This window comes from Thalassococcus sp. S3 (genome assembly GCF_004216475.1).
Lineage (GTDB): Bacteria > Pseudomonadota > Alphaproteobacteria > Rhodobacterales > Rhodobacteraceae.
In genome coordinates this window covers 1-20,801 of record NZ_CP022304.1, presented here as the reverse complement: position 1 = coordinate 20,801, position 20,801 = coordinate 1, and the positions used below count along the sequence as shown (strand labels likewise).

The window sequence follows — 20,801 nt, the reverse complement described above, 5'->3', positions numbered from 1 at the left end:
GCCCTGTCGGACGGCCAGTCTTGATCCCCGCCACGATCGGGCGACGGGGTATTCTCATGCGGTAAAGATCATCGGTGTGATGATCCGGGCCTGGCTCCAGGCACGTGCCACCGGACCCTTTTCGGTGAACGATCCGCTCTTGATCGCGGCCAGCGCCCAGGTGAGCGTGGCCAGCGGCAGCGTCGCCACGAAAATGATCGCGAAATAGACCATGAATTCCGTCTTCGGCGGCTTGTGGCTGCGCGCCTCCACCGGCGTGTTCGAAGTCATATCCGTCATGACGGGTCTCCTTTCATGGGTGTCTCGTCTGTGTCGCCGGCCTCAGCCAGCGCAGGGTCCAGGGCGCGCACGGTCTCGACCACAACGCGGTCGGCACCTGCGGCCAGGGCGGCCTCTTCAGCGGCATCCCGCAGCGTCTTGGCCGCGGAGATCCGCGTGAGGATCGGGTGTTGCGCCACGATCTTGTCGAGCATGGTCTGCGCCTCCGGATCCCAGGGGAAATCCCGGCGCAGCGGGGTCAGCGTGGCCTCTGCATCATCCATGTCGCTGGCCAGCGGCAGGATGTGGAAGAGCGCATCGAAGAGGCCGTTGCAGACCTCCTGGATCATGTAGGTGGCCCCGGCATACCCCATGAACGGCGTGCCCGTGGCCCGTCGGATCGCAGCACCGGGGAAGCTTGCGGGAATAAAGGCCGGGCTTGGCCCGTGCCCACCCTTAAGCTCGGCCAGATACATCTTCTCGTTGATCGACCCCATCACGATCAGGGGCCGTTTCTGCGCCATCAGCGCGCGCACTTCCTCATTGTTGGTCTTGGCACCCGCCGTCCGTGCCACCGCAAAGGCGCAAGGCAGACCCATATCCTCTTCCAGGAACAACCGGATGCCCCGGGCATAGGTCTCGTTCGCCACGATCGCGAAAGACGCCGTGGCAAAGAAGTCCTGCGTGACCGACCGCCACAGATCCCAGACCGGTTTGATCGTCGAATGCTTCTCGCGCTGGATGAAGGGCTCGGGATCCAGATCCAGCATCTCGCCCAGCGTGCGCAGGAACTTCGTCGTGCTCTCCACCCCGATGGGCGCCTGCAGATAGGGCTTGCCCAGCACTTCGCAGAGGCCACGCCCGAATTCGCGGTACATGCAGATATTCACATCCGCATTCACGAGGTTCCGCATCTCGGCCACATGCGCGCCTAGGGGCATCACCATGTTCACCTCGGCGCCGATCCCTTCGACCAGACGCCGGATTTCGGCCAGATCCGAGGGCATGTTGAACGTGCCGTACATCGGACCCAGGATATTCACGCGCGGCTTTGCGTCCTCCTCACGCTTGGCCTCGCGGGGCATCCGACCTTTCGTCATACCGAATTCGGTAAAGATCCAGGTCATCGCCCGGTCCGCGGCTTCCCACTGATCCTCGTCAATGGTGCGCGGCAAAAACCTCTGGATGTTGGTGCCCTGGGGGGTCACCCCGCCGCCAATCATCTCCGCAATCGACCCGGTCACAACAACGGCGGGTAAAGCTGGGTCGAGCACACCCCAAGCGCGCTTCATCGCGCCCTCGGTCCCATCCCGACCCAGCTCTTCCTCTCCGAGGCCAGTGACCACGATCGGAAGCTCATGCGGCGGCAACGCGTCGGTGTAATGCAACACCGAGGTCACCGGCAGGTTCTCACATCCAACAGGCCCGTCGATCACGCATTGCAGCCCCTTCACGGCGCAAAACGCATAGACGGCGCCCCAATATCCTCCGGCCCTGTCATGATCCTGGATCAGCATGAAACTGCCTCCCCTGCTTCATCTTGCCAGATAAACTCCACGGGGGTCCGGGGGTGTGAAACCCCCGGTCCAACGTCTCCCAAAGGCGCACCGTTCGATGGTGTGCGGCCGCCGGTTTGCAAGCAAACCCGCTTTCCCGCACCGGGCAAATGATGTGAGAGTGCTTCGCGTCTCATATCATCTGCTCCGCCTTCGCGACGCGCGCCTGCTTGTCGAGCTTCTTCTGATGCGCGGCGCGGAAATCCGGTCTCAGGTTCGGATCGCCTTCCCAGACGCCCGCCGTATCGCCCTCCCCCACGCCTTCGAAGAAGGCCTTCATATGCGCCATCCGGTCCTTGTTGCCGATGGCCGCATTGATCACCTGCGCCAGACTACCCGCCCCTGCCGGGCCCATCAAAGGCCGGGCGGAGATCAGGTTGGTGAAGTAAAGCCCCGGAATGCCAAGCTCCTTGGCCTTCTGCACCACCGGTGTGGTGCCGATGGCCAAATCCGGCGTGATCGCCTCCATCGCCGCGCAATCATCTTCAAGCGATGCGCGGAACTTGACCTTGGCGCCCTTCGCCTCCAGCCATGCGGCATCTGCCGCCGACCAGGGCGTCTTGGGGCAGGCGGTGCCCACGTAAGGCACCTCCGCGCCGCTTTCAATCAGCAGACGTGCGACCAGAAGCTCGCTGCCCTCGTAACCCGAGAGCGTGATCGTCCCCTTGATCGGCATCGCCGCCAGCGCGCCCTTGATGGCCGGCAGGAACGCATTCTGCGCCTCCGCCACCTTGTCCGCCGCCAGCCCGAACGCATCGCCGATGCCCGCAAGCCACGCCGCCGTGCCGTCATGCCCCACGGGCGCGGAGCCCACGATGGGCCGCCCCGCGGCTTCAAACTCACGGATCGCCGCGGTGTAGAAGGGATGGATCGCTGCCACCGCGCCACAATCGAGCGCGGCATACAGCTCTCTCCATTCCCGGCAGGGGATAACCGGTCCGGCTGCCAGCCCCATCGGCGCCAGCATCTGACCGATCATCACCGGATCCGCCGGGAACATCTCTCCCAGAAGGCTCACCGTCGGACGATCCGATTTCCCACCCACGGGAGCCGCCACCGGCCCCGCCTCTACCTCGGCGCGGGCATAGTTCAGCATTGCTCCGGCCAGAACATCCTTGGCCTCGGCATGAGTGGGGATTCCAAATCCGGGCACGTCGATCCCGACGATCCGGACACCGTTAATCTCGCTCGGCAACAGCCGCAGCGGCACGCCGCTCGCCGTGGGAACACACAGGTTCGTCACCACGATGGCGTCGTATTTGTCGGGGTCGGCCATATCATGGACGCTTTCCCGGATGTCCTCGAAAAGCTTGCCGGTCACCAGCGTCTCGGAATTGAACGGCACATAGCCGACCGAGCGCCGCGCGCCGTAGAAATGGCTCACGAAGGTCAGCCCGTAGACGCAGCAGGCCGAGCCAGATAGCACGGTCGCAACCCGCTTCATCCGCAGACCCACGCGCAGCGAACCAAAGGCAGGGCACATGCTCTGTGGCTTGTCGTGCGGCCCTTGCGGGTAGTCCTTCGCGAACTGCTCCAGCAATTCCGAGTTGCCCGCCAGCTTAGCCGCCTTCTCCATCTCGCTGCCCGAATGGCAGCCCAAAACAGGCGGCTCCTCAAGCCCTTGCGGGCTTTCCTCGCGACGGTCGCCCGGCAACACATCCACCTGATCAGCAGCATCATACGTGACAGGACCACTCATGAGACACGCCCCTTCATCTTGCCAGATAAACTCCGGGGGTCTGGGGGCAGCGCCCCCAGCCGGTCGGATCGCTTCAGCGATCCGAAACCGCTCCGCTCACGCCTCGTCATAGATCACCTCCAGCGAGACCTTGGGCTTGGCGTTCTTCCCGCGCATATCCGTATCCGTCGCCGGCTCCAGTACCACGCCCGCTCCGGTATCCGATCCGTCGAACAGCTCCAGCAATCCGTCCTGGCTCAGCGGCGTCGGGCGCACCGGCGGTGCCTCCGCCACGTTCAGACCCAGCTCCGCAAAGAGCGACCCCCACTGGCTCTCCATCGTGCCCACGATCTGGTAATTGGCCGACTTCTTGCGCAGATCGTCGTCCTGCGGGATCGAGGCCAGCACCGGGATGTCCACCGCCTTGGCAAAGGCCTGCGCCTCGCCCGTGCCGTCATCCTTGTTGATGACCAGCCCCGCGACGCCCACATTGCCGCCCAGCTTCCGGAAATACTCCACCGCCGAGCAGACATTGTTTGCCACGTAAAGGCTCTGCAGATCGTTCGAGCCCACCAGGATCACCTTCTGCGCCATGTCCCGCGCAATCGGCAGGCCGAACCCGCCGCAGACCACGTCGCCCAGAAAGTCCAGCAGCACATAGTCGAAATCCCAATCGTGAAAGCCCAGCTTCTCCAAGAGCTCGAACCCGTGGATGATCCCGCGCCCGCCGCAGCCGCGGCCCACTTCCGGGCCGCCGAGCTCCATCGCGAAGACGCCGCCGCGTTTGAAGCATACGTCCCCGATGGCGACCTCTTCCCCGGCCAGCTTCTTCTTGGTCGAGGTCTCGATGATCGTCGGGCAGGCCTTTCCGCCAAAAAGCAGCGAGGTCGTGTCCGACTTCGGATCGCATCCGATCAGCAGCACGCGCTTGCCCTGCTCGGCCATCATGTGGCTGAGATTGGCCAGCGTGAACGACTTGCCGATGCCGCCCTTGCCGTAAATTGCGATGATCTGCGTTTTCTTTGTCGCCTCCGCCGGGATCACGTCGGCGAGATCCTCATGCGCCTCATCGCGCAAGCGTTGGTCGAAATCCTTCAGGTTCGGTACTTCGTCTTTCACGCGACTGCTCCCCAATTCAGGATCATTTTCAGACAGGCCGGATCTTCGAAGGCCGTGCGATAGGCGTCGGGCGCATCCTCGGCCCGGGCCTCATGTGTGATCAGCCCGTCCAGGCTGAGCGCGCCGGCCTCGACCAGCGCGCGGGTGGCGGTCAGATCGTCCGGCTGCCATTCCGCCGCCACACGGAACCGCGCCTCTTTCATGAAGGCCGGCGGGAATGCAAAGCTGAGCGGCTCTGTGTAGAACCCCGCCAGCACGATCTCTCCGCCCTTGATCAGACGGCCCACCAGATCGTTGAGCAGACCGCCATTGCCCGACGCGTCATAGATCGCGCGATAGTCGCGGCGCTCATCCGCATCCGGTGCGATGACCTCGTATCCTTCAGCACCGCCTTGGCGCGACGGATCAATCTCCCACACGGTCGGCGCAGGGGCGCCTGCCGCGATGGTCAGCCGGGCCAGCAACCGACCCAGAACACCGTGACCCACGATGAGGTCCGGCGTCGCCTTGTCCATGCCCGCCATCGCGTGACGCGCCGTGGCCGCCAGCGCCAGCAGGGCACCTTCGGCCCCAAGGGCCGGATCAATCCGCGTGACGCGGGCGGCATCCGTGACCAGCCGCGCCGTGGCGCCGCCGAACAGACCAAAGGCCCCGTCATAACAATTCGCACCCGGCACAAAGACACGCTCGCCCGGTTTGAACCCGGTCAGCCGTCCGGCCTCCACCACCTCGCCCGCGGCCTCGTAGCCCGGGACCAGCGGATAGCCCATGCCGGGAAAGGGCGGCATCTGGCCGGACCAGAACAGCTTCTCCGTCCCCGTGGAAATTCCGGAATGAGAGATGTCGACCACCAGGTCCATCTCACCGGGCTCCGTCAGCACCACATGATCGACAGCCAGATCTTTTGGACCTTTCAGTACGATCGCCTTGGTATCCATGACGGCCTCCCTCGTGCTCATCCCCTGCTCCGTGCCGCAGCGCGGAGACTCAGTGCGCTTTTTTTACGCAGTGTCAGTTTATCCTGACAGTTGTGAGTGTCAATTCTTTTAGACACTTCTTTCTGCAAAGGTCAGATTGATTTCTCCGCAGTGACCACAGAGGTCACGTAAGGCCGCGCGCTGCGCGGCCGGCGGATGCCGGAAAAGCCGGCTTCTGCGCATAAATCCGCGATTTCCTGCTGCGAACGGGCGCGCCCAGTGCGCATCGCCATCGTGTAGAAGGCAAAATAAACATCGCCCGCCTTTTCAGGCCGCGCACCGCCACCCATCGGCTCGGAGATGATCAGGCGGCCTCGGACCGGTAATGTGTCATATATTTTAGACAGTAGCGCCCGAACGGTGCTGTCGCTGTGATCATAAAGCACGCGGATCAGCGAAATCGCATCCGCACCCTGTGGCAAGGCATCCTCACGAAAGGATCCGGGCGTGATCGTGACGCGGTCCGCCATCCCGGCGCGGGCGAATCGCTCCGCCGCGTCCGGGGCGACCTGCGGCAGATCGAAAAGCTCCATCTCAAGCGCGGGGTAGGCCTGACCGACGGCCTCCAGAAAGGCGCCGGTCCCGCCTCCGATATCCAGAAGACGCCCGACACCTTTCAGCGAGACCATGCGCAGCGTGTCCTGCGCAACCAGACGCTGGCTCTGCGCCATAAGGTCGGAATAGGTGCGCGCGACCCCCGGGTCGACCTCGCCATGGGCGCCGAAGACATAGGGCCAGAACTCTGCCAGCTCCGTCTCCACCTCGCCGCGCAGCAGGGCGACGGGATCAGAGAGATCGCTGTAGAAGGCCTTGTGATGCCGGATCATCGCCTCAAGCCCCGGCACGCCCATCAGCGCCGCACCCTTGCGCGCAAGCGCAAAGCGCCCGTCGCGGCGGCGCCTGAGCAGACCCATCGCGGCCCCGGCCTGCAGCAGCACTTGCATCCGGTCTTCCGGCAGATCCAGCGCGCGGCCCAACTCACTCGCCCCGCGCGCCCCGGCGCGCAGGCGACGCATCACGTCCAACTCGACCAGAGCCATTAGCGCCTGGCTTTGCACGAAACCCTGGACCAGATCGAACAGCTCCGCCCCGTCCTTGCGAGCACGCGCGCGGGTCAGGGGGAAATGACTGGCCCAGGCCTGGAACCCCGGGCGGGCCACCAGACGGTTCAGCCAACCACCGCGCCAGGCCGGAACCGCGTCGTCCATATCAGAGGCTCTGCCGCACAGTGGGGGCGACGGGCGTCAGACGCTCAGCCTGAAGGCGCACCATCTCGGCCAGTTGCGCCTCTCCGGGGCAGGAGGGGATCGACGCAATCGCGCCGCCCAGAATATCCTTGAGCCGCTGGATCGCACCTTGCACGCCAAATTCGGTCACCGCATTCGGGCGGCCGTGCAGATCGTCCTGCCCGGCGGGCTTGCCCAGCGTCTCTTCGTCATAAAGTGCATCGCGCAGATCATCGGCGACCTGGAAGGCCTCACCGATGCGGGCGCCCAGTTCCTCCCACGGCTCCGCCTCCTGTCCGGCGGCGACCGCACCCATCTGCGTGGCCGCGATGAACAGCGCGCCGGTTTTGGCCTGGTGATAGGCCGACAGGTCCACCTTCTCCTCGCTCTCCCAGCCCTGACCCGCGCAGATGCCGCCCGGCATTCCGGTGCGCTGCGCCAGCGTCAGGATCAGTTGCGCCACCCGCTCGGGGGACTGCGCCGACACACGCGCCAGCGTCTCGAAGGCCAGCACGATCAGGCTGTCGCCGGTGAGCAAAGCCAGAGGCTCGGAATAGGCGCGGTGCACCGACGGTTTGCCACGCCGCATATCCGCATCGTCGAAACAGGGCATATCGTCATGCACAAGGCTCGCGCAGTGGATCAGCTCAAGCGCTGCGGCGGCTGCGTCCGAGAGGGCGGGCCTATCATCTCCGCAGGCCATGGCCACCGACATCAGGATCGTGGGACGGATTCGCGCGCCCCCGGGTGTCACGGCATATTCCAGGGCCGAGGCCAGCTTGGGCGGAGACATCCGCCCCTGCCCCACTTGAATGGCGCCTGAAATGGCCGCTTCGATCCGTGATTTCAGAGGCATTGGGTGGTCTCCCGCTCGATTTGTCACGCAACGGCGACATCAATGTGTAAATTACACTGGACACTTTACGGTCGGGAGTCAACAATCATGGCACAGCCAAGGAACGCGCCATGACCTTTGCAAAACCAACGATCGTGCCTGACCGCACCACACGCCCGCGTGTGGTGGTGATCGGCGCGGGCATGGGCGGGCTGGCCGGGGCGATCCGGCTCGCGGCAGCGGGCCTGGATGTCACGGTGATCGAGAGGCACGCCCATGTGGGCGGCAAGATCCGGACGCTGCCAAGTGCGGCCGGCCCTGTGGATGCAGGCCCGACCGTGCTGACAATGCGGCATGTGTTTGACGATCTCTTCGCCAGCGCTGGCGCACGGCTTGACGATCATGTGACGTTGGTGCCGCAAGAGATCCTGGCACGCCATGTGTGGAGCGATGGCTCCACCCTGGATCTCTTCGCGGATATGGAGGCCAGCGCCGCGGCGATCCGCGCCTTTGCCGCGCATCGGTCGGAGGCGGAGTTTCGCGGCTTCTGCGAGCGGTGCCGGCAACTCTTTGCCGGCTTTGACGCGCCGATGATGCAAAGTGCGGAACCCAGGCTGAGCGCCTTGACCCGCCACGTGCTCGCCCGCCCCTATCTGATCGCCCCAATGGCGCCACTGTCGACGCTCGGCCAGATGCTGCGGCGGCAATTCAGCGATCCCCGCCTCGCACAACTCTTCGGTCGCTACGCGACCTATGTGGGCGGCTCGCCCTTCCGCTCCCCCGCGGTGCTGGCGCTGATCTGGCAGGCGGAGGCTGCGGGTGTCTGGGTGGTCAAGGGAGGCATACACAAGCTGGCAGGCGCCATGGCGGAACTGGCCGCCGCGCACGGGGTGCGCTTTGAAATGAGCGTCCATGTGGATCGGCTGTCTCTGCAAGGGGGCCGGGTACGGGGCGTATCGCTTGAGGGCGGACGCTTTGTGCCGGCCGAGGCGGTGCTGTTCAACGGCGATCCCCGGGCGCTTGCGACAGGCGCACTTGGACCGGGCGCCTCGGCTGTCGCGCGGCAGACGCTGACGCTGCCGCGCTCCTTCTCGGCGCGGGTACACAGTTTCGCCGCCACGCCGTCGGGCCGGCCCTTGGCCCATCACAACGTCTATTTCGGTTCCGATCCCGCATCGGAATTCGACGATCTTGTCGCCGGGCGCCTGCCCCGCGACCCCACGCTTTATCTCTGCGCCGAAGACAGGGGCCAAGGTCATGCCCCGCCAGCGCTTGAACGGTTCGAAATCATTGCCAATGCGCCCCCTATGGCGCGCGCGGAGGCCGATGCAGATGACACGGAGGTGCTGGAATGGCACGCGATGATCATGCAGAAGATGGCGCAGCACGGGACGCATTTCAGCCCGACACCGGGGGTGGAGAGCCTCACGACGCCGCAGATGTTCAACCGGCTCTTTCCCGAAAGCCTGGGGTCGCTTTACGGGCAGAGCCCGCATGGCCTGACCGCCGCCTTCCAGCGCCCGACGGCGCGCACGACGGTGCCGGGGCTTTATCTGGCCGGGGGCGGGACCCATCCGGGGGCGGGCGTGCCGATGGCGACACGCTCCGCCTCGCACGCGGCCGCGGCGATCTTGAGCGACCTAACTTCAACGTCGATGTCGGCCCCAATGGCTATGCCTGGTGGTATGTCGACGGGATAAGCGACGACGGGGCGCGCGCGATCTCGATTATCGGGTTCATCGGGTCGGTCTTTTCACCCTGGTATCGCTGGTCGGGACGGAAATGCCCGCAGAACCACGTCTGCATCAACGTGGCCACCTATGGACGCGGCGGGCGGTTTACCATGACCGACCGGGGGACCTCGGCCTTACGTCAGACCGCCTCCCGGCTGGAGGTCGGCCCGTCGATGATGCGCTGGGAGGGCGACCGTCTGATCGTGGATATCGATGAGGTCTCCTCTCCACCGCTGATCAGCCGGATCCGCGGGCAGGTCCGGGTAATCCCAACCGCCGTGACCTCCGTTGAATTGCCACTCAAGGCAGATCAGAGCCACATATGGCGCCCTTTCGCGCCGGTTGCACGCATTGAAGTCGAGATCGACCGCCCAGGCTGGAACTGGCGGGGGCACGGCTATTTTGATGCCAATTTCGGCACACGAGCGCTGGAGGAGGATTTCTCCTACTGGACATGGGGGCGCTTTCCGACGCCGGACGGTGCGGCCTGTTTTTATGACGCGGAACGGTTGGATGGCAGCACGCTGGCAGCGGGATTTTCCTTTGATGAGGACGGCAATGCCAGCGTGATTGCCCTGCCGCCCAAAGCACGGATGGCCCGCAGCCTGTGGGCGGTGGCGCGGGAGACGCGGGCAGATGCCGGCTATCGTCCGCGGCAGGTCAAGCCGATGCTCGATGCGCCCTTTTACACCCGTGCAGCGGTGCGCACACAGCTTGGCGGAGTGGAGACGGTGGGCGTGCACGAGGCGCTCGATCTGCGCCGCTTCCGCAACCCGCTTCTGAAACCGATGCTGGCGGTGCGTGTGCCAAGACGGCGAGGCTGGACATTCGCACCAGGCTGACGGGGCGCGGACGGCAAGCGGCGGGATTTTCCGTATTTTTATCGAGAAGAAGCAGGGGACCTGTTCTCTGCCAAACACCGCGGATCTTTTGGAAAGCGCGTTTGGGTCAACATTTGTCCGAGTTCTGATAGAGTTAACCTTCACGAGCATTAACGTTAATGCCGATTAGAGTTAATGCGGGATCGACGGGTCGGGAGCACGCCGCAAAAGCGTAGAAGGGGTCCACCCCGCATCCGAAGTTGATCTCGTTAGACGGCACTCAACCGGGACACGGGGCTTCTCCTCGAGCGGTCATCGGCTCGGCAGCCTGTACCGCTTCTCCAATAAAAACGATTAACCTTAACGCGCGGTTACCGACAAAGCGTATCCCCTGCTTCTTCTCGATAAAAATACGGCCGCCGGAGGCGTCAGGATATCGCCCGCGATATCCTGATCCAAACGCAGGTCACGCCGCTTGCGCCTCGCCCGGATTCAGCCTCCAAACCGCTGCATTCAGCGCTGAGGCGATCGTCACCCAAATCAGATACGGCACGAACAGCGCGCCCGCGACCCAATCCACCTGCCAGAGCGCGATCATCCCACTCAGCACCGCGAGCCAGAGCGCCGCCACAACCGCCATGCCAAGCCGGATCTTCCTCAGACCGAAAAATACTGGCGTCCATAGCCCGTTGAACGCGATCTGTAGCGACCAGAAGGCCAAGGCCAGCCCGTTGTCCGGCAGGCTGGCCACGCGGGTCGCCGCCAGCGCAATGCAGACGTAAAGCACCATCCAGGTCACCGGAAACACCCAATCGGGGGGTGTCCAGACAGGCTTGGTCAGCTGGCGATACCACTCCCCCGGGGGAAACAACCCGCCCGTGACCCCTGCGCCAAGGCAGGCCGCGAAAAAGATGCAGAAGTAGAGCCAGTCCATAACGCTAGCTTAACTGCGCCCCGTCGCTGATCAAGGCCGCGCGTTGCGCCCGGCTGCGCCGCTCCAGCGTATTCAGCACGTCAATGAGCGCATCGCTGCGGCTCGCCCGTTCCGCCGCACCCGCCGCATCAACCAGGAACGCCACCTCCGGCAAGGGCTCCGCATAGACCACGGCCGAGCGTGGCATGACCAATGTCACTCCAGTTCGCAGCATCGATTGCCCCAGCCACCCGATCTTCTGCAGCTTCGACGTCCGTGCCCGCGCACTCAGACTGTCATAGCCCATCGCGGTGAGCTGTCCTCCGATCCCGGCGTAGATCAATCTTGCCGCAAAGATCCCCGGCCTTGCCGTCACCGGCAACGCACCAATCCCCGCCTCCGACCTGTAGTAGAGCCTGTTGGACTGCATCACGAGCCGCTTGACCAGCGCGCGCACCGCCTTGGTCGGGCGCGGATCGGCAAGAAACGCCTGCGGTTCCAGCCCGATCTCTTGCAGCCAGTCCGTCGGCAGGTAAAGCCGCCCCTCCATCGCGTCCTCGCCCACGTCGCGGGCGATGTTGGTAAGCTGCATCGCCACGCCCAGATCACAGGCCCGCGCCAGCGCGTTCCGGTCCCTCACACCCATCAGAACGCACATCATCACGCCCACGGCGGAGGCCACGCGTGCTGAATAACCATGCAGATCCGAAAGCGTTGCATAGCGTCTCTCTTCCGCATCCCAGGCCAGCCCCTCCAGCAGGGCATCCGGCAAGGCGCGGGGCATCTCGAAGTGCTCGACCACCGCGGCAAAGGCCCGGTCCGCTGCCGCATCCCGCGGCCGTCCGGCATAGACCAGATCCAGCCGGTCGCGCAGACGCAGCACCGCTTCGGCCTTCTGCACCTGCAGATCCACCGCATCGTCCGCCAACCGGCAAAACGCATAAAGCGCCAGCGCCGGGTCCCTCACCCTTGCCGGCAGCAACTTCGACGCTGCGTAAAATGACAGCGACCCGTGGCGGATCGCCTCCCGGCATGCCTCCATATCCGCCGGCGCGATCATGCCCGCACCGCGTCGGGCACCAGCTTGCCCAGCACTTCCGCCGTCGAGATCACGCCCGGCACCCCGGCACCCGGATGCGTGCCCGCGCCCACCAGATAAAGCCCCGGCACCTCCTCGCTCACGTTATGCGGCCGGAACCACGCGCTTTGCAGAATGCGCGGCTCGATGGAGAACGCGGCTCCGAACGGGCTGAGATACCTGTCTCTGAACGTCTCCGGCGTGAACACGACCTCCGTGCTGATCGCCTCTCCCAGCCCCGGCGTCATCTGCTCTTCCAGCACCTTCAGCACGCGGGCCTTGTAGCGTTCGGCCTCCTCACTCCAGTCCACACCATTGTCATGCCCCAGATGCGGCACCGGGCTGAGAACATAGAACGTATCGTCCCCCTCCGGCGCCACGCTCGGATCCGTCACCGACGGGCGATGCACATAAAGGCTGAAATCCTCCGCCAGCTTGCCTTTCATGAAAATATCCTTGAGCAGACCCTGATATCTTGGCCCGTTCAGGATCGTGTGATGACCCACATCCTGCCATTTGCCTCGGGTCCCCTTGGTCCCGAAATACCAGACAAACAGGCTCATCGACCACCTCGTGCGCTTCAGCCTCCCGGGCGTCCAGCGCCTCTTGGGTGCATCCTTCATCAGCTGGTCATAAGTATGCCCCGCATCCGCGTTCGACACGACCACATCCGCGCCCATCTCCAGCCCGCTCGCCAGCCTCACGCCCGCCGCTCGGCCCTGCCGGATCAACACCCGGTCCACCTCCGTCTGCATCAAAAGCGATCCGCCCTGATCCTCGATCACCCGGCCCATCGCCTGCGCCATCCCCGCAAGCCCGCCCATCGCGTAATGCACACCGAACTGCTTTTCGAGATAGCTGACAAGGATATACATCGACGTCACATGCAGCGGATCGCCCCCGATAAAGAGAGGATGGAAGCTAAACGCCATCCTCAACTTGTCATCCCTGAACCGCCTTGCAGCATGGGCATAAACCGATCGGTCCGCCCTCAGCATCGCAAAGCGGGGCAGCACCTTGATCAGCTCCCAAAGCTCGTTCATCGGGCGCCGGCCCAAATCCTCGAACCCGAACCAATACCGCGCCTCGCTGTCCCTGAGGAAGCGATCAAACCCTTTCACATCCTCCGGGCTAATCTTAGCGACCTCTTCGCGCATCTTTTCGCTGTCGTGCTGGGCCACGAACTTTGTCCCATCCGGCCAGCGAATCTCATAGAAGGGATCGAGCGATTTCAGCGTCACATCCTGATCGAAATCCCGTCCGCAGGCCGCCCAAAGCTCCCGGTAAAGCTGCGGCACCGTCACGATGGTCGGCCCCAGATCGAAGCGGTGGCCGTCCTGGCGGATGCAGCTCCCCCGCCCGCCCGGCACGTCCAGCTTGTCGATCACCGTCACCCGATATCCCTTGGCCCCCAGCCGCATCGCGGCGGCAAGGCCACCCAGACCGGCGCCAACGACAATGGCATGTGGACGGGCATCCGGCACGGAACCGGTCTGAGGCGGGGAGATCGGATCAACGCGAGTCATGATAGGATGACGATACGACTGTCTAGTTTGATTTACAATTGCCTTTAGCTTCGTTTTCCTGCAAGGATAATTCTGTCAGCTTAGGTTGACACCCAAGCCACTGCCGAAGCCACGCCTCATGCAAACCGTCTCGCTCAGCTTCTTCCGCTTTGGCGCGCCGCTGGCGCGGGCCTGGGCGCTTGGAATGATGGGCGCGGCCCGCTTTTCGCTGCCCCGCGTGCCCGATATCGGCTTCTGGAAACTCTGCGGATCGGGCACCGGCGAAGGCTTCACACCCGTGCCAAACACGGGCGTTTATGCGATTCTGGCCACCTGGCCAGACCTCGCGACAGCCCGCGCCCGGGTCTCCGACACCCGCATCTGGAACCGCTACCGCCACCGGGCGGAGGAAGACTGGACCGTCTTCCTCACCCCCACCTCCGCACGCGGGGAATGGTCCGGTGTCGCGCCCTTCGAGGTGAGCGAAGACGAGCCGAAAGGCCCCCTCGCCGCCCTCACCCGCGCCACGGTCAAACCCCGGGTTGCATGGAAGTTCTGGGGGCAGGTCCCCGACATTTCCGCGGTAATCGGAGCCGATCCCAACGTGATTTTCAAGATCGGGATCGGAGAGGTCCCTCTCCTGCATCAAGTCACCTTCTCCATCTGGCCCGGCGCCCGGCAGATGGCCGATTTCGCCCGTGATCCTGCCGGACCCCATGCCCGTGCCATCCAGGCCGTGCGAGAAGAAGGCTGGTTCCGGGAAGAGCTTTACGCCCGCTTCGCCGTGACCGGCGACATGGGCACATGGGGCGGAAAAAGCCCGCTTAGACATTTGGAAAGACCTCAATGACCGCGCCCTTCCCCTTTTCGGCCATCGTCGGCCAAACCGATATGAAACGCGCCATGGTGCTCACCGCCATCGACCCCGGCATCGGCGGCGTGCTGGTCTTCGGCGACCGCGGCACAGGCAAATCCACCGCCGTCCGCGCCCTCGCCGCGCTCCTGCCCCCCATCGAACAGGTCGAAGGCTGCCCAGTGAACTCCGCCCGCGTCGAAGATTGCCCCGATTGGGCCGAAATAGGCTCTAAACAGGTGGTTTCACGCCCCACCCCGGTCATAGACCTGCCTCTGGGCGCCACCGAGGACCGCGTCGTTGGCGCCCTCGATATCGAACGCGCCCTCACCCGGGGCGAGAAGGCGTTCGAACCGGGCCTCCTGGCCCGCGCCAATCGCGGCTATCTCTATATCGACGAGGTCAACCTGCTTGAGGATCACATCGTCGACCTCCTCCTCGACGTGGCCCAATCCGGCGAGAATGTGGTGGAGCGCGAAGGCCTCTCCATCCGCCACCCCGCCCGCTTCGTACTCGTCGGCTCCGGCAATCCCGAAGAGGGCGAACTGCGCCCTCAATTGCTGGACCGGTTCGGCCTCTCCGTCGAGGTCCGCTCGCCTACCGATATCGGCCAGCGCATAGAGGTGATCCGCCGCCGCGACAGCTACGAGAACACCCGCGACGCCTTCCTGACCCGCTGGCAGGCCGAAGACGCCAAGACCCGCGACCGCATCCTCGCCGCCCGTCAGGCCCTGACAGAGGTCAGAACCCCAAAAACCATCCTCCGCGACTGCGCCGAGCTTTGCGTCGCCCTCGGCTCCGACGGCCTACGCGGCGAGCTCACGCTCCTGCGCACCGCCCGCGCGCTGGCCGCTTGGGAGGGTCGCAAAACCGTCACCCGCAAACATCTACGCAGCGTGGCCCCCATGGCCCTCTCCCACCGCCTCCGCCGCGACCCCCTCGACGAAGCAGGCTCGGGCACCCGCGTCACCCGCACCGTCGAAAGCGTTCTGGGGTGAGCGCCCCCGCCCGCGACGCCGCCCGCAAGGGCGAAGGAGCGGCCCTGATCTGGACCGCTTTGGCGTGTCTCGCACAAGACCCCGGCGGCCTCGGCGGCATGGTCATCCGCGCCCGCACCGGCCCGGCCCGCGATGCGCTCCTCTCCGCCCTGCCCCGCCTGCCCTTGCCCATCCGCAAGATCCACCCCACGATCAGCGACGACCAGCTTTTCGGCGGCATCAACATCTCCGCTACGCTCGCAGCCTCTCAAGTGATTGAAAATGATGGACTTTTCAGCCATCCCCGCATCATCTTGGCCACCATGGCCGAACGGATCCCCACCGATCTCGCCGCCAAACTCGCCCAACATCTCGACGCCGCAATCGGCAGCGCCCTGATCCTCCTCGACGAAGGCGCCGAACCCGATGAGCGTGCCCCCAAAGCCCTGACGGATCGTCTCGCCTTCCATGTGGATCTCGACGGTCTGCGCATCGCCGACATGACTGTCCCCGCGGGGACACCCCCACCTGTCCCCGCGGGGACAGATGTCAAAATCCCGTACAAGTCCCCCGAAATCCTAGTCTCTCTTGCGGCCCGTTTCGGAATCGACAGCCTCCGCGCACCGCTTCTCGCCCTCTCCTGCGCCCGCGCGCACGCCGCTATGAATGGCAGGACAAAGGTCACCGATGATGACCTCACCACAGCAGCCACCTTGGTCTACCCCTCCCGCGCCACCCGCATTCCCGAAGATGCAGCAGAGGACCTCCCTGCCCCGCTGCAGGATCAATCCGTGCCCGACGATGCGGGCAACGACGGCACAACAGGCGAAGCGATCCCCGCCGAGATGATGGTCGAAGCGGTCAAGGCGCTCTTGCCGCCGGGCCTTCTGGACGGGCTTGTCCCCGCGGGGACAGGGCGGCGATCGGGCGGCTCGGGCGCCGGACAAAAGCGCAAAGGCAACCGGCGTGGACGCCCCCTGCCCTCGCGCTCCGGACGGCTCGATGGACGCGCGCGGATCGACCTCGTGGCCACCCTGCGCGCCGCCGCCCCCTGGCAACCTCTCCGCCGTCGTACGCAACCCGACGCGCCCGGTCTGCTCATCCGCTCCAGCGACATCCGGCTGCGCCGGTTCGAGGAGACCTCCGACCGTCTGCTGATTTTCACCGTTGACGCCTCCGGCTCCGCCGCCGTGTCGCGTTTGGGTGAGGCCAAAGGCGCCGTCGAACTCCTACTCGGCGAAGCCTATGCACGCCGCGACCACGTCGCCCTGATCGCGTTCCGGGGTGAGGAGGCAGACCTCCTCCTTCCCCCGACCCGCAGCCTCGTGCAAACCAAACGCCGTCTGGCCGCCCTGCCTGGCGGCGGCGGCACACCCCTGGCCGCGGGCCTCAAGGCCGCCGCCGAATTGTCCCTGCTTAGCCGCTCGAAGGGCCTGACCCCCACGGTAGTGCTGATGACGGACGGGCGCGCGAATATCGCGCTGGACGGCACGCCCGACCGACAGCGCGCGGCGCAGGACAGCGAAACGCTGGCCACCGCCCTGCGCCTGCAATCCGTTCCCGGGCTGATGATCGACATGTCGAACCGGCCCCAACCCGCGCTCAAAAGCCTCGCAGCCACCCTGGGCGCGCCCTATCTGCCGCTGCCGCGCGCAGATGCGGCCCGGGTCTCTGCCGCCGTCACCGGCGCGCTGAGCGAGGCGTGAGCCATGCGCTGGCCCCCGCCCGCCGATTGGCCCCTCCTTGAGCATTCCCGGCAGATCCTCTGCCGCCCCCATCGCTGGCATGTGCAGGAGATGGGACAAGGCGAAACGCTGCTTCTGCTGCACGGAACGGGGTGCAGCGTGCATTCGTTTCGTGGATTGGCGCCAATCCTCGCGCAGAGCCATCGCGTTATATCGCTGGACCTGCCCGGACAGGGCCTGACCCAACTGGGCGCAAGACACCGCAGCGGGCTGCATGCCACGACCGAGGACATCGCAAATCTCTGCGCGCAGGAAGGCTGGCAGCCGGCGGCAATCATCGGACACTCGGCAGGGGGTGCTGTGGCGCTGAACCTCACGCACCGGCTGGTGTCCCCGCGGGGACAGGCGCCGCGCGTTATTGGCATCAACCCTGCCTTGGAGAATTTCAAAGGTATGGCGAGCGTTATGTTCCCGGCGATGGCAAAGATGCTCGCGCTGACGCCGTTCACGGCAGAGATGGTGTCCCGCACATCGGACAGCCCGGAGCGCGTCGCGGCTCTGATCCGTTCTACAGGGTCTGATTTAGACCCTATTGGCCTCCAGCTTTATCGTCGGTTGATCAGAGATCGCGACCATGTCGATGGCACGCTTTTGATGATGGCCAGTTGGTCTCTCAATCATCTGAGGCAGGAGTTGCCTAAGCTGGCCATGCCAGCCCTCTTTCTGACAGGCGCGCGGGACCGCACAGTGCCGCCGGCAAGCCCGGCCCGCGCTGCCGCGCGGATGCCGGATTGCCGGACGGTGACGCTGCCGGATCTGGGCCACCTCGCACATGAAGAGGCACCGGATCGCGTTGCGGCTCTGATACAGGGGTTTTTGGCCGATCAGCCCTTGAGCTGATCGAGGAAGGACCGCACTGCCGCTTCGAGCCGCCGCCGGTCGATGGCGCTGAAATCCTGATCCAGTTGCAGTTCGAACCGGCCATTGGCGGCGGTGCACTTGGCCACACCTTCGGGGCGGTTGAGCTTGATCGTGGTTTTCGCGGTGCTTTTGGGCTGCGGGCGGGCTGGGGTCTTGGCCGCCCCGCGGGGCGCCTCTGCCGCGGCGCGCAGAACGGCCAGTTCGCCGGCCTCGTCCCGGTCGGGACGGCTTTGCAGGACAGACTTGATCTGACCGGCGAGGCGCGGGTCGGAATCGAGGCGCTTGAGAAGGGCCAGACCGGTCGCGCGGGGGATCACCTCGGGGTATTTCAGCGCGGGGCCGAGGATGCGGATCAGGTGACAGAAATGACGGATATAGCTGCGTTTCTGACGGCCAGTGGAGGCAAAAAGAAGGTCGACGGCATCGGGCACCTCACCGATCACGGTGGCTGTTTCCTTGGCATAGGACATGGCGAGCTGGGCCATCTCGGCAAAGGAGATGTCCTTGCGCACGAGGTTTTCGTCGACCATGCGGCGGTAGAGCTGATCACGGGCCGCGCCCTTGGCCTGGAGCGTGGCGGGGATGGTGGCATAGGCGGTGGCGCCTGTTTCAGCATGCAGCGCACGGTAGGCGCTGAGGCGGCGGAAGCCCTGGATCAGCTCATAGCCGGTTTCTGTCTCTTCCACATGGATGGGGTTGGACAGGCCCACAGCCCGGATGGAAGCGATGAGTTCGTCAAGCTCCGGGTCGCGCGTGGTGGAGCGGTCACGGGTCAGTTTCTCGGCCTTGATGCGGTCGATAGGGATGCGGCCCTGGATCAGACCGTCCCTTTTCAGAGCCACATATTCATGGGCGAGGCGGTCGTTTTCGGCGCGGATCGCGGCCTCGGCTGTGGCGCGTTCGGTGAGGGCCTCGGCGTTTTCGGAGATGGCGGTGGCCATGGGGCCGCGGCGCGGTTCTGCCTGGCCCTCGTCCAGCCCTTGCGGGCTGTCCTCGGATGAGATGTCGAAATCGATGTCGAAGATGCGGCGCTTGCTCATGCGGCCTCCTCTAGCTGGTCCCATGCGTCTGCGACATGGGTTTTGAATTCCTCATAGGCCTGATCGAAGGACGCACGCGCGCGGCGCCAGGTTTCCCGCGTCATATCGCGGTAATCGATCTCGTAGATCGACGACAGGAAGCGGCCGGATTGCTCCACCGCGCGGGTCATTTCGATCGGGTGCTCGGTCACTCTGTCGCCAAAGACCTTAACGAAGGCCTGCTGCATCGCGCGGTGCAGATCGTTGTTGGGCTCGAACCGGGTGAGAAGGAACCGGATATCGGCGAAGGCCTTTGTCCCCGCGGGGACAAGGCCGTTGTTGAAGCGGGTGAGATCCTCCAGAGCCTCGGCGAGCTGGCCAATGAAGGAGGTGGTGCTGTCATATTCCCAGTAGCCGGGACCGGAGGGGATGTAGAGCATGTCAGCGGCGAAGACGGCGTTCATGGACTGGTAGCCGATGGCAGGCGGGCAATCGAAGAGAATGAGGTCATAGGCGTCAGGCGGAAGCTGGTCGAGGAAGCGGGAGACGGCCGCGAAGAAAGACCATTCGGGGTTCATGTGCCGGTATTGAGCGGAGGCAAATTCGACAAAGGCCGCGTTGGCGCAGGAGGGGACGAGGCCGATGGTGGGCCAGTTGGTGGGCTTGATGAAGTCCGAGACGCGCAGGTCGGTCAGACCCATCTCGGCCACGGAGGCGGGCAGGCGGCGCTGGGGCAGGGTGGTGCCGCTCTCAGCGCCTTGGGCAGCGGCGTTCATGCGCGCGGTTTCAAGCCCCAGATCGCGAGCCATGATACCCCAGACGGTGAATTCCTCGGCAACGTCCGACAGACCCATGGAGTGGCTGAGCGTAGCCTGGGGGTCAAAATCCACGCAGAGGACGCGGTAGCCGTCGAGGGCCGCGGCATGGGCGAAATGCAGCGCCACGGTGGACTTGCCGGCGCCGCCCTTGAAGTTGGCGATGGCGGCGCGCATGGCGCGCTTGCCGGCGGGCCGGGGGGGCATGAGGGAGCGGCGGTTGACGCGCAGCTTGCGGCGGAGCGTGTTGATCTCTTCCAGCGTGTACCAGCGCTGGCGGCCATCCTCCTCGACAATGCCCTGGGGCAGGGTGGGGTCGGCGGCGAGACGACCGCGCAGGGTGGATTGGTTCACCTTGAAGATCAGCTCCGCAACCTCCCAGCTGGAGAAGCGGCGCAGGGTCTTTTCGTTCTCGGGCGAGAAGGTCTGCTGCCGGATAAAGCCCTGCATCTTGAGCGATTGCGCCTGAAGCTGCGCCAGGTCCTGATGGGTGTACATATCTGCTCCTGTCCCCGCGGGGACGCTAATTCTGCCTCAAACGGAATTTACGGCGAATTTGCGAAAAAGGCAAAAGCCAATATGGTGGGAGCGGGGATTGACGGGATTGCCAGCAAGAGCCTGGCACGTCGGAAAGATATCGGGTGGCAAAGGGTGTACCGGGAGAACGGGATACCTTGACCTTCCAACACGATATTGGGGGACACGATCTGGACATCTGCTAGCCATTGGGGGACAAAAGGCCACCAATGGGGGACAACCAGAGTGACCCCCAATACCAGTAAACCGGATTTTTTGTGTTCGTTAGAGTATTGGAAAGCGCGCCTGTGGATAT

At 64.7% G+C, this 20,801-nt stretch carries 18 protein-coding genes; 6 read left to right on the top strand and 12 right to left on the bottom strand.

Annotation, left to right across the window (positions count from 1 at the left end; genetic code table 11):
• Positions 1 to 54: 54 nt before the first annotated feature.
• From pufQ to CFI11_RS23405, 7 genes are all read right to left on the bottom strand, one after another.
• Positions 55 to 279 carry a cytochrome PufQ gene (gene pufQ / locus CFI11_RS23435; RefSeq protein ID WP_130410147.1) on the bottom strand — a complete coding sequence of 75 codons (225 nt, stop codon included), beginning with the start codon at positions 277 to 279 and terminating at the stop codon, positions 55 to 57.
• Entirely contained in the window at positions 276 to 1,775 is a 1,500-nt protein-coding gene (gene bchZ / locus CFI11_RS23430) for a chlorophyllide a reductase subunit Z (RefSeq protein WP_130410146.1), read from the bottom strand. The genes pufQ and bchZ overlap by 4 nt, the downstream gene beginning before the upstream one ends.
• A gap of 172 nt (positions 1,776 to 1,947) precedes the next feature.
• Positions 1,948 to 3,513, bottom strand: a complete 1,566-nt coding sequence (gene bchY, locus CFI11_RS23425; protein ID WP_130410145.1) for a chlorophyllide a reductase subunit Y — start codon at positions 3,511 to 3,513, stop codon at positions 1,948 to 1,950.
• A 96-nt stretch (positions 3,514 to 3,609) separates the two neighbouring features.
• Positions 3,610 to 4,611, bottom strand: a complete 1,002-nt coding sequence (locus tag CFI11_RS23420; RefSeq protein ID WP_130410144.1) for a chlorophyllide a reductase iron protein subunit X — start codon at positions 4,609 to 4,611, stop codon at positions 3,610 to 3,612.
• Complete coding sequence (gene bchC / locus CFI11_RS23415) at positions 4,608 to 5,549, bottom strand: chlorophyll synthesis pathway protein BchC (protein ID WP_130410220.1); 942 nt, start codon at positions 5,547 to 5,549, stop codon at positions 4,608 to 4,610. The genes CFI11_RS23420 and bchC overlap by 4 nt, the downstream gene beginning before the upstream one ends.
• A gap of 131 nt (positions 5,550 to 5,680) precedes the next feature.
• Positions 5,681 to 6,796 (bottom strand): methyltransferase, encoded by a 1,116-nt coding sequence (locus CFI11_RS23410; protein ID WP_130410143.1) that lies wholly within the window; start codon positions 6,794 to 6,796, stop codon positions 5,681 to 5,683.
• Position 6,797: 1 nt separating this feature from the next.
• A complete protein-coding gene (locus tag CFI11_RS23405) occupies positions 6,798 to 7,670 on the bottom strand; it encodes a polyprenyl synthetase family protein (RefSeq protein ID WP_130410142.1) in 873 nt (290 codons plus the stop codon).
• Positions 7,671 to 7,780: 110 nt separating this feature from the next.
• Between CFI11_RS23405 and crtD the strand changes: the two genes are divergently transcribed.
• Complete coding sequence (gene crtD / locus CFI11_RS23400) at positions 7,781 to 9,349, top strand: 1-hydroxycarotenoid 3,4-desaturase CrtD (protein ID WP_130410141.1); 1,569 nt, start codon at positions 7,781 to 7,783, stop codon at positions 9,347 to 9,349.
• Positions 9,346 to 10,224, top strand: a complete 879-nt coding sequence (gene crtC, locus CFI11_RS23395) for a carotenoid 1,2-hydratase (RefSeq protein WP_305791235.1) — start codon at positions 9,346 to 9,348, stop codon at positions 10,222 to 10,224. Before crtD ends, crtC begins: the two co-directional genes overlap by 4 nt.
• 445 nt (positions 10,225 to 10,669) lie before the next feature.
• Here crtC and CFI11_RS23390 read toward each other — a convergent pair whose 3' ends face one another.
• Genes CFI11_RS23390 through CFI11_RS23380 form a run of 3 tightly spaced genes read right to left on the bottom strand, consistent with a single transcriptional unit; the run spans position 10,670 to position 13,723 of the window.
• A complete protein-coding gene (locus tag CFI11_RS23390) occupies positions 10,670 to 11,137 on the bottom strand; it encodes a TspO/MBR family protein (protein WP_130410140.1) in 468 nt (155 codons plus the stop codon).
• Positions 11,138 to 11,141: 4 nt separating this feature from the next.
• Positions 11,142 to 12,176, bottom strand: a complete 1,035-nt coding sequence (gene crtB / locus CFI11_RS23385) for a 15-cis-phytoene synthase (protein ID WP_130410139.1) — start codon at positions 12,174 to 12,176, stop codon at positions 11,142 to 11,144.
• The gene (locus tag CFI11_RS23380) at positions 12,173 to 13,723 is read right to left on the bottom strand and encodes a phytoene desaturase (protein ID WP_130410138.1); all 1,551 of its coding nucleotides are present in this window, start codon (positions 13,721 to 13,723) and stop codon (positions 12,173 to 12,175) included. The genes crtB and CFI11_RS23380 overlap by 4 nt, the downstream gene beginning before the upstream one ends.
• A gap of 115 nt (positions 13,724 to 13,838) precedes the next feature.
• Between CFI11_RS23380 and crtA the strand changes: the two genes are divergently transcribed.
• The 4 genes from crtA to bchO are packed head-to-tail and all read left to right on the top strand — an operon-like array spanning position 13,839 to position 18,114.
• Positions 13,839 to 14,549, top strand: a complete 711-nt coding sequence (gene crtA / locus CFI11_RS23375) for a spheroidene monooxygenase (protein WP_130410137.1) — start codon at positions 13,839 to 13,841, stop codon at positions 14,547 to 14,549.
• On the top strand, positions 14,546 to 15,550 hold the full coding sequence (bchI, locus tag CFI11_RS23370) for a magnesium chelatase ATPase subunit I (RefSeq protein ID WP_130410136.1): 1,005 nt from the start codon (positions 14,546 to 14,548) through the stop codon (positions 15,548 to 15,550). Before crtA ends, bchI begins: the two co-directional genes overlap by 4 nt.
• Positions 15,547 to 17,235 carry a magnesium chelatase subunit D gene (locus CFI11_RS23365; protein WP_371687495.1) on the top strand — a complete coding sequence of 563 codons (1,689 nt, stop codon included), beginning with the start codon at positions 15,547 to 15,549 and terminating at the stop codon, positions 17,233 to 17,235. Before bchI ends, CFI11_RS23365 begins: the two co-directional genes overlap by 4 nt.
• A 3-nt stretch (positions 17,236 to 17,238) precedes the next feature.
• Positions 17,239 to 18,114: an alpha/beta fold hydrolase BchO gene (gene bchO / locus CFI11_RS23360; protein WP_130410135.1), complete on the top strand. Its 876-nt coding sequence runs from the start codon at positions 17,239 to 17,241 to the stop codon at positions 18,112 to 18,114.
• Here the strand turns inward: bchO and CFI11_RS23355 are convergent.
• Entirely contained in the window at positions 18,099 to 19,175 is a 1,077-nt protein-coding gene (locus CFI11_RS23355) for a ParB N-terminal domain-containing protein (RefSeq protein WP_130410134.1), read from the bottom strand. The genes bchO and CFI11_RS23355 overlap by 16 nt on opposite strands.
• Complete coding sequence (locus CFI11_RS23350) at positions 19,172 to 20,467, bottom strand: AAA family ATPase (protein WP_130410133.1); 1,296 nt, start codon at positions 20,465 to 20,467, stop codon at positions 19,172 to 19,174. The genes CFI11_RS23355 and CFI11_RS23350 overlap by 4 nt, the downstream gene beginning before the upstream one ends.
• Between the last annotated feature and the right edge of the window lie 334 nt (positions 20,468 to 20,801).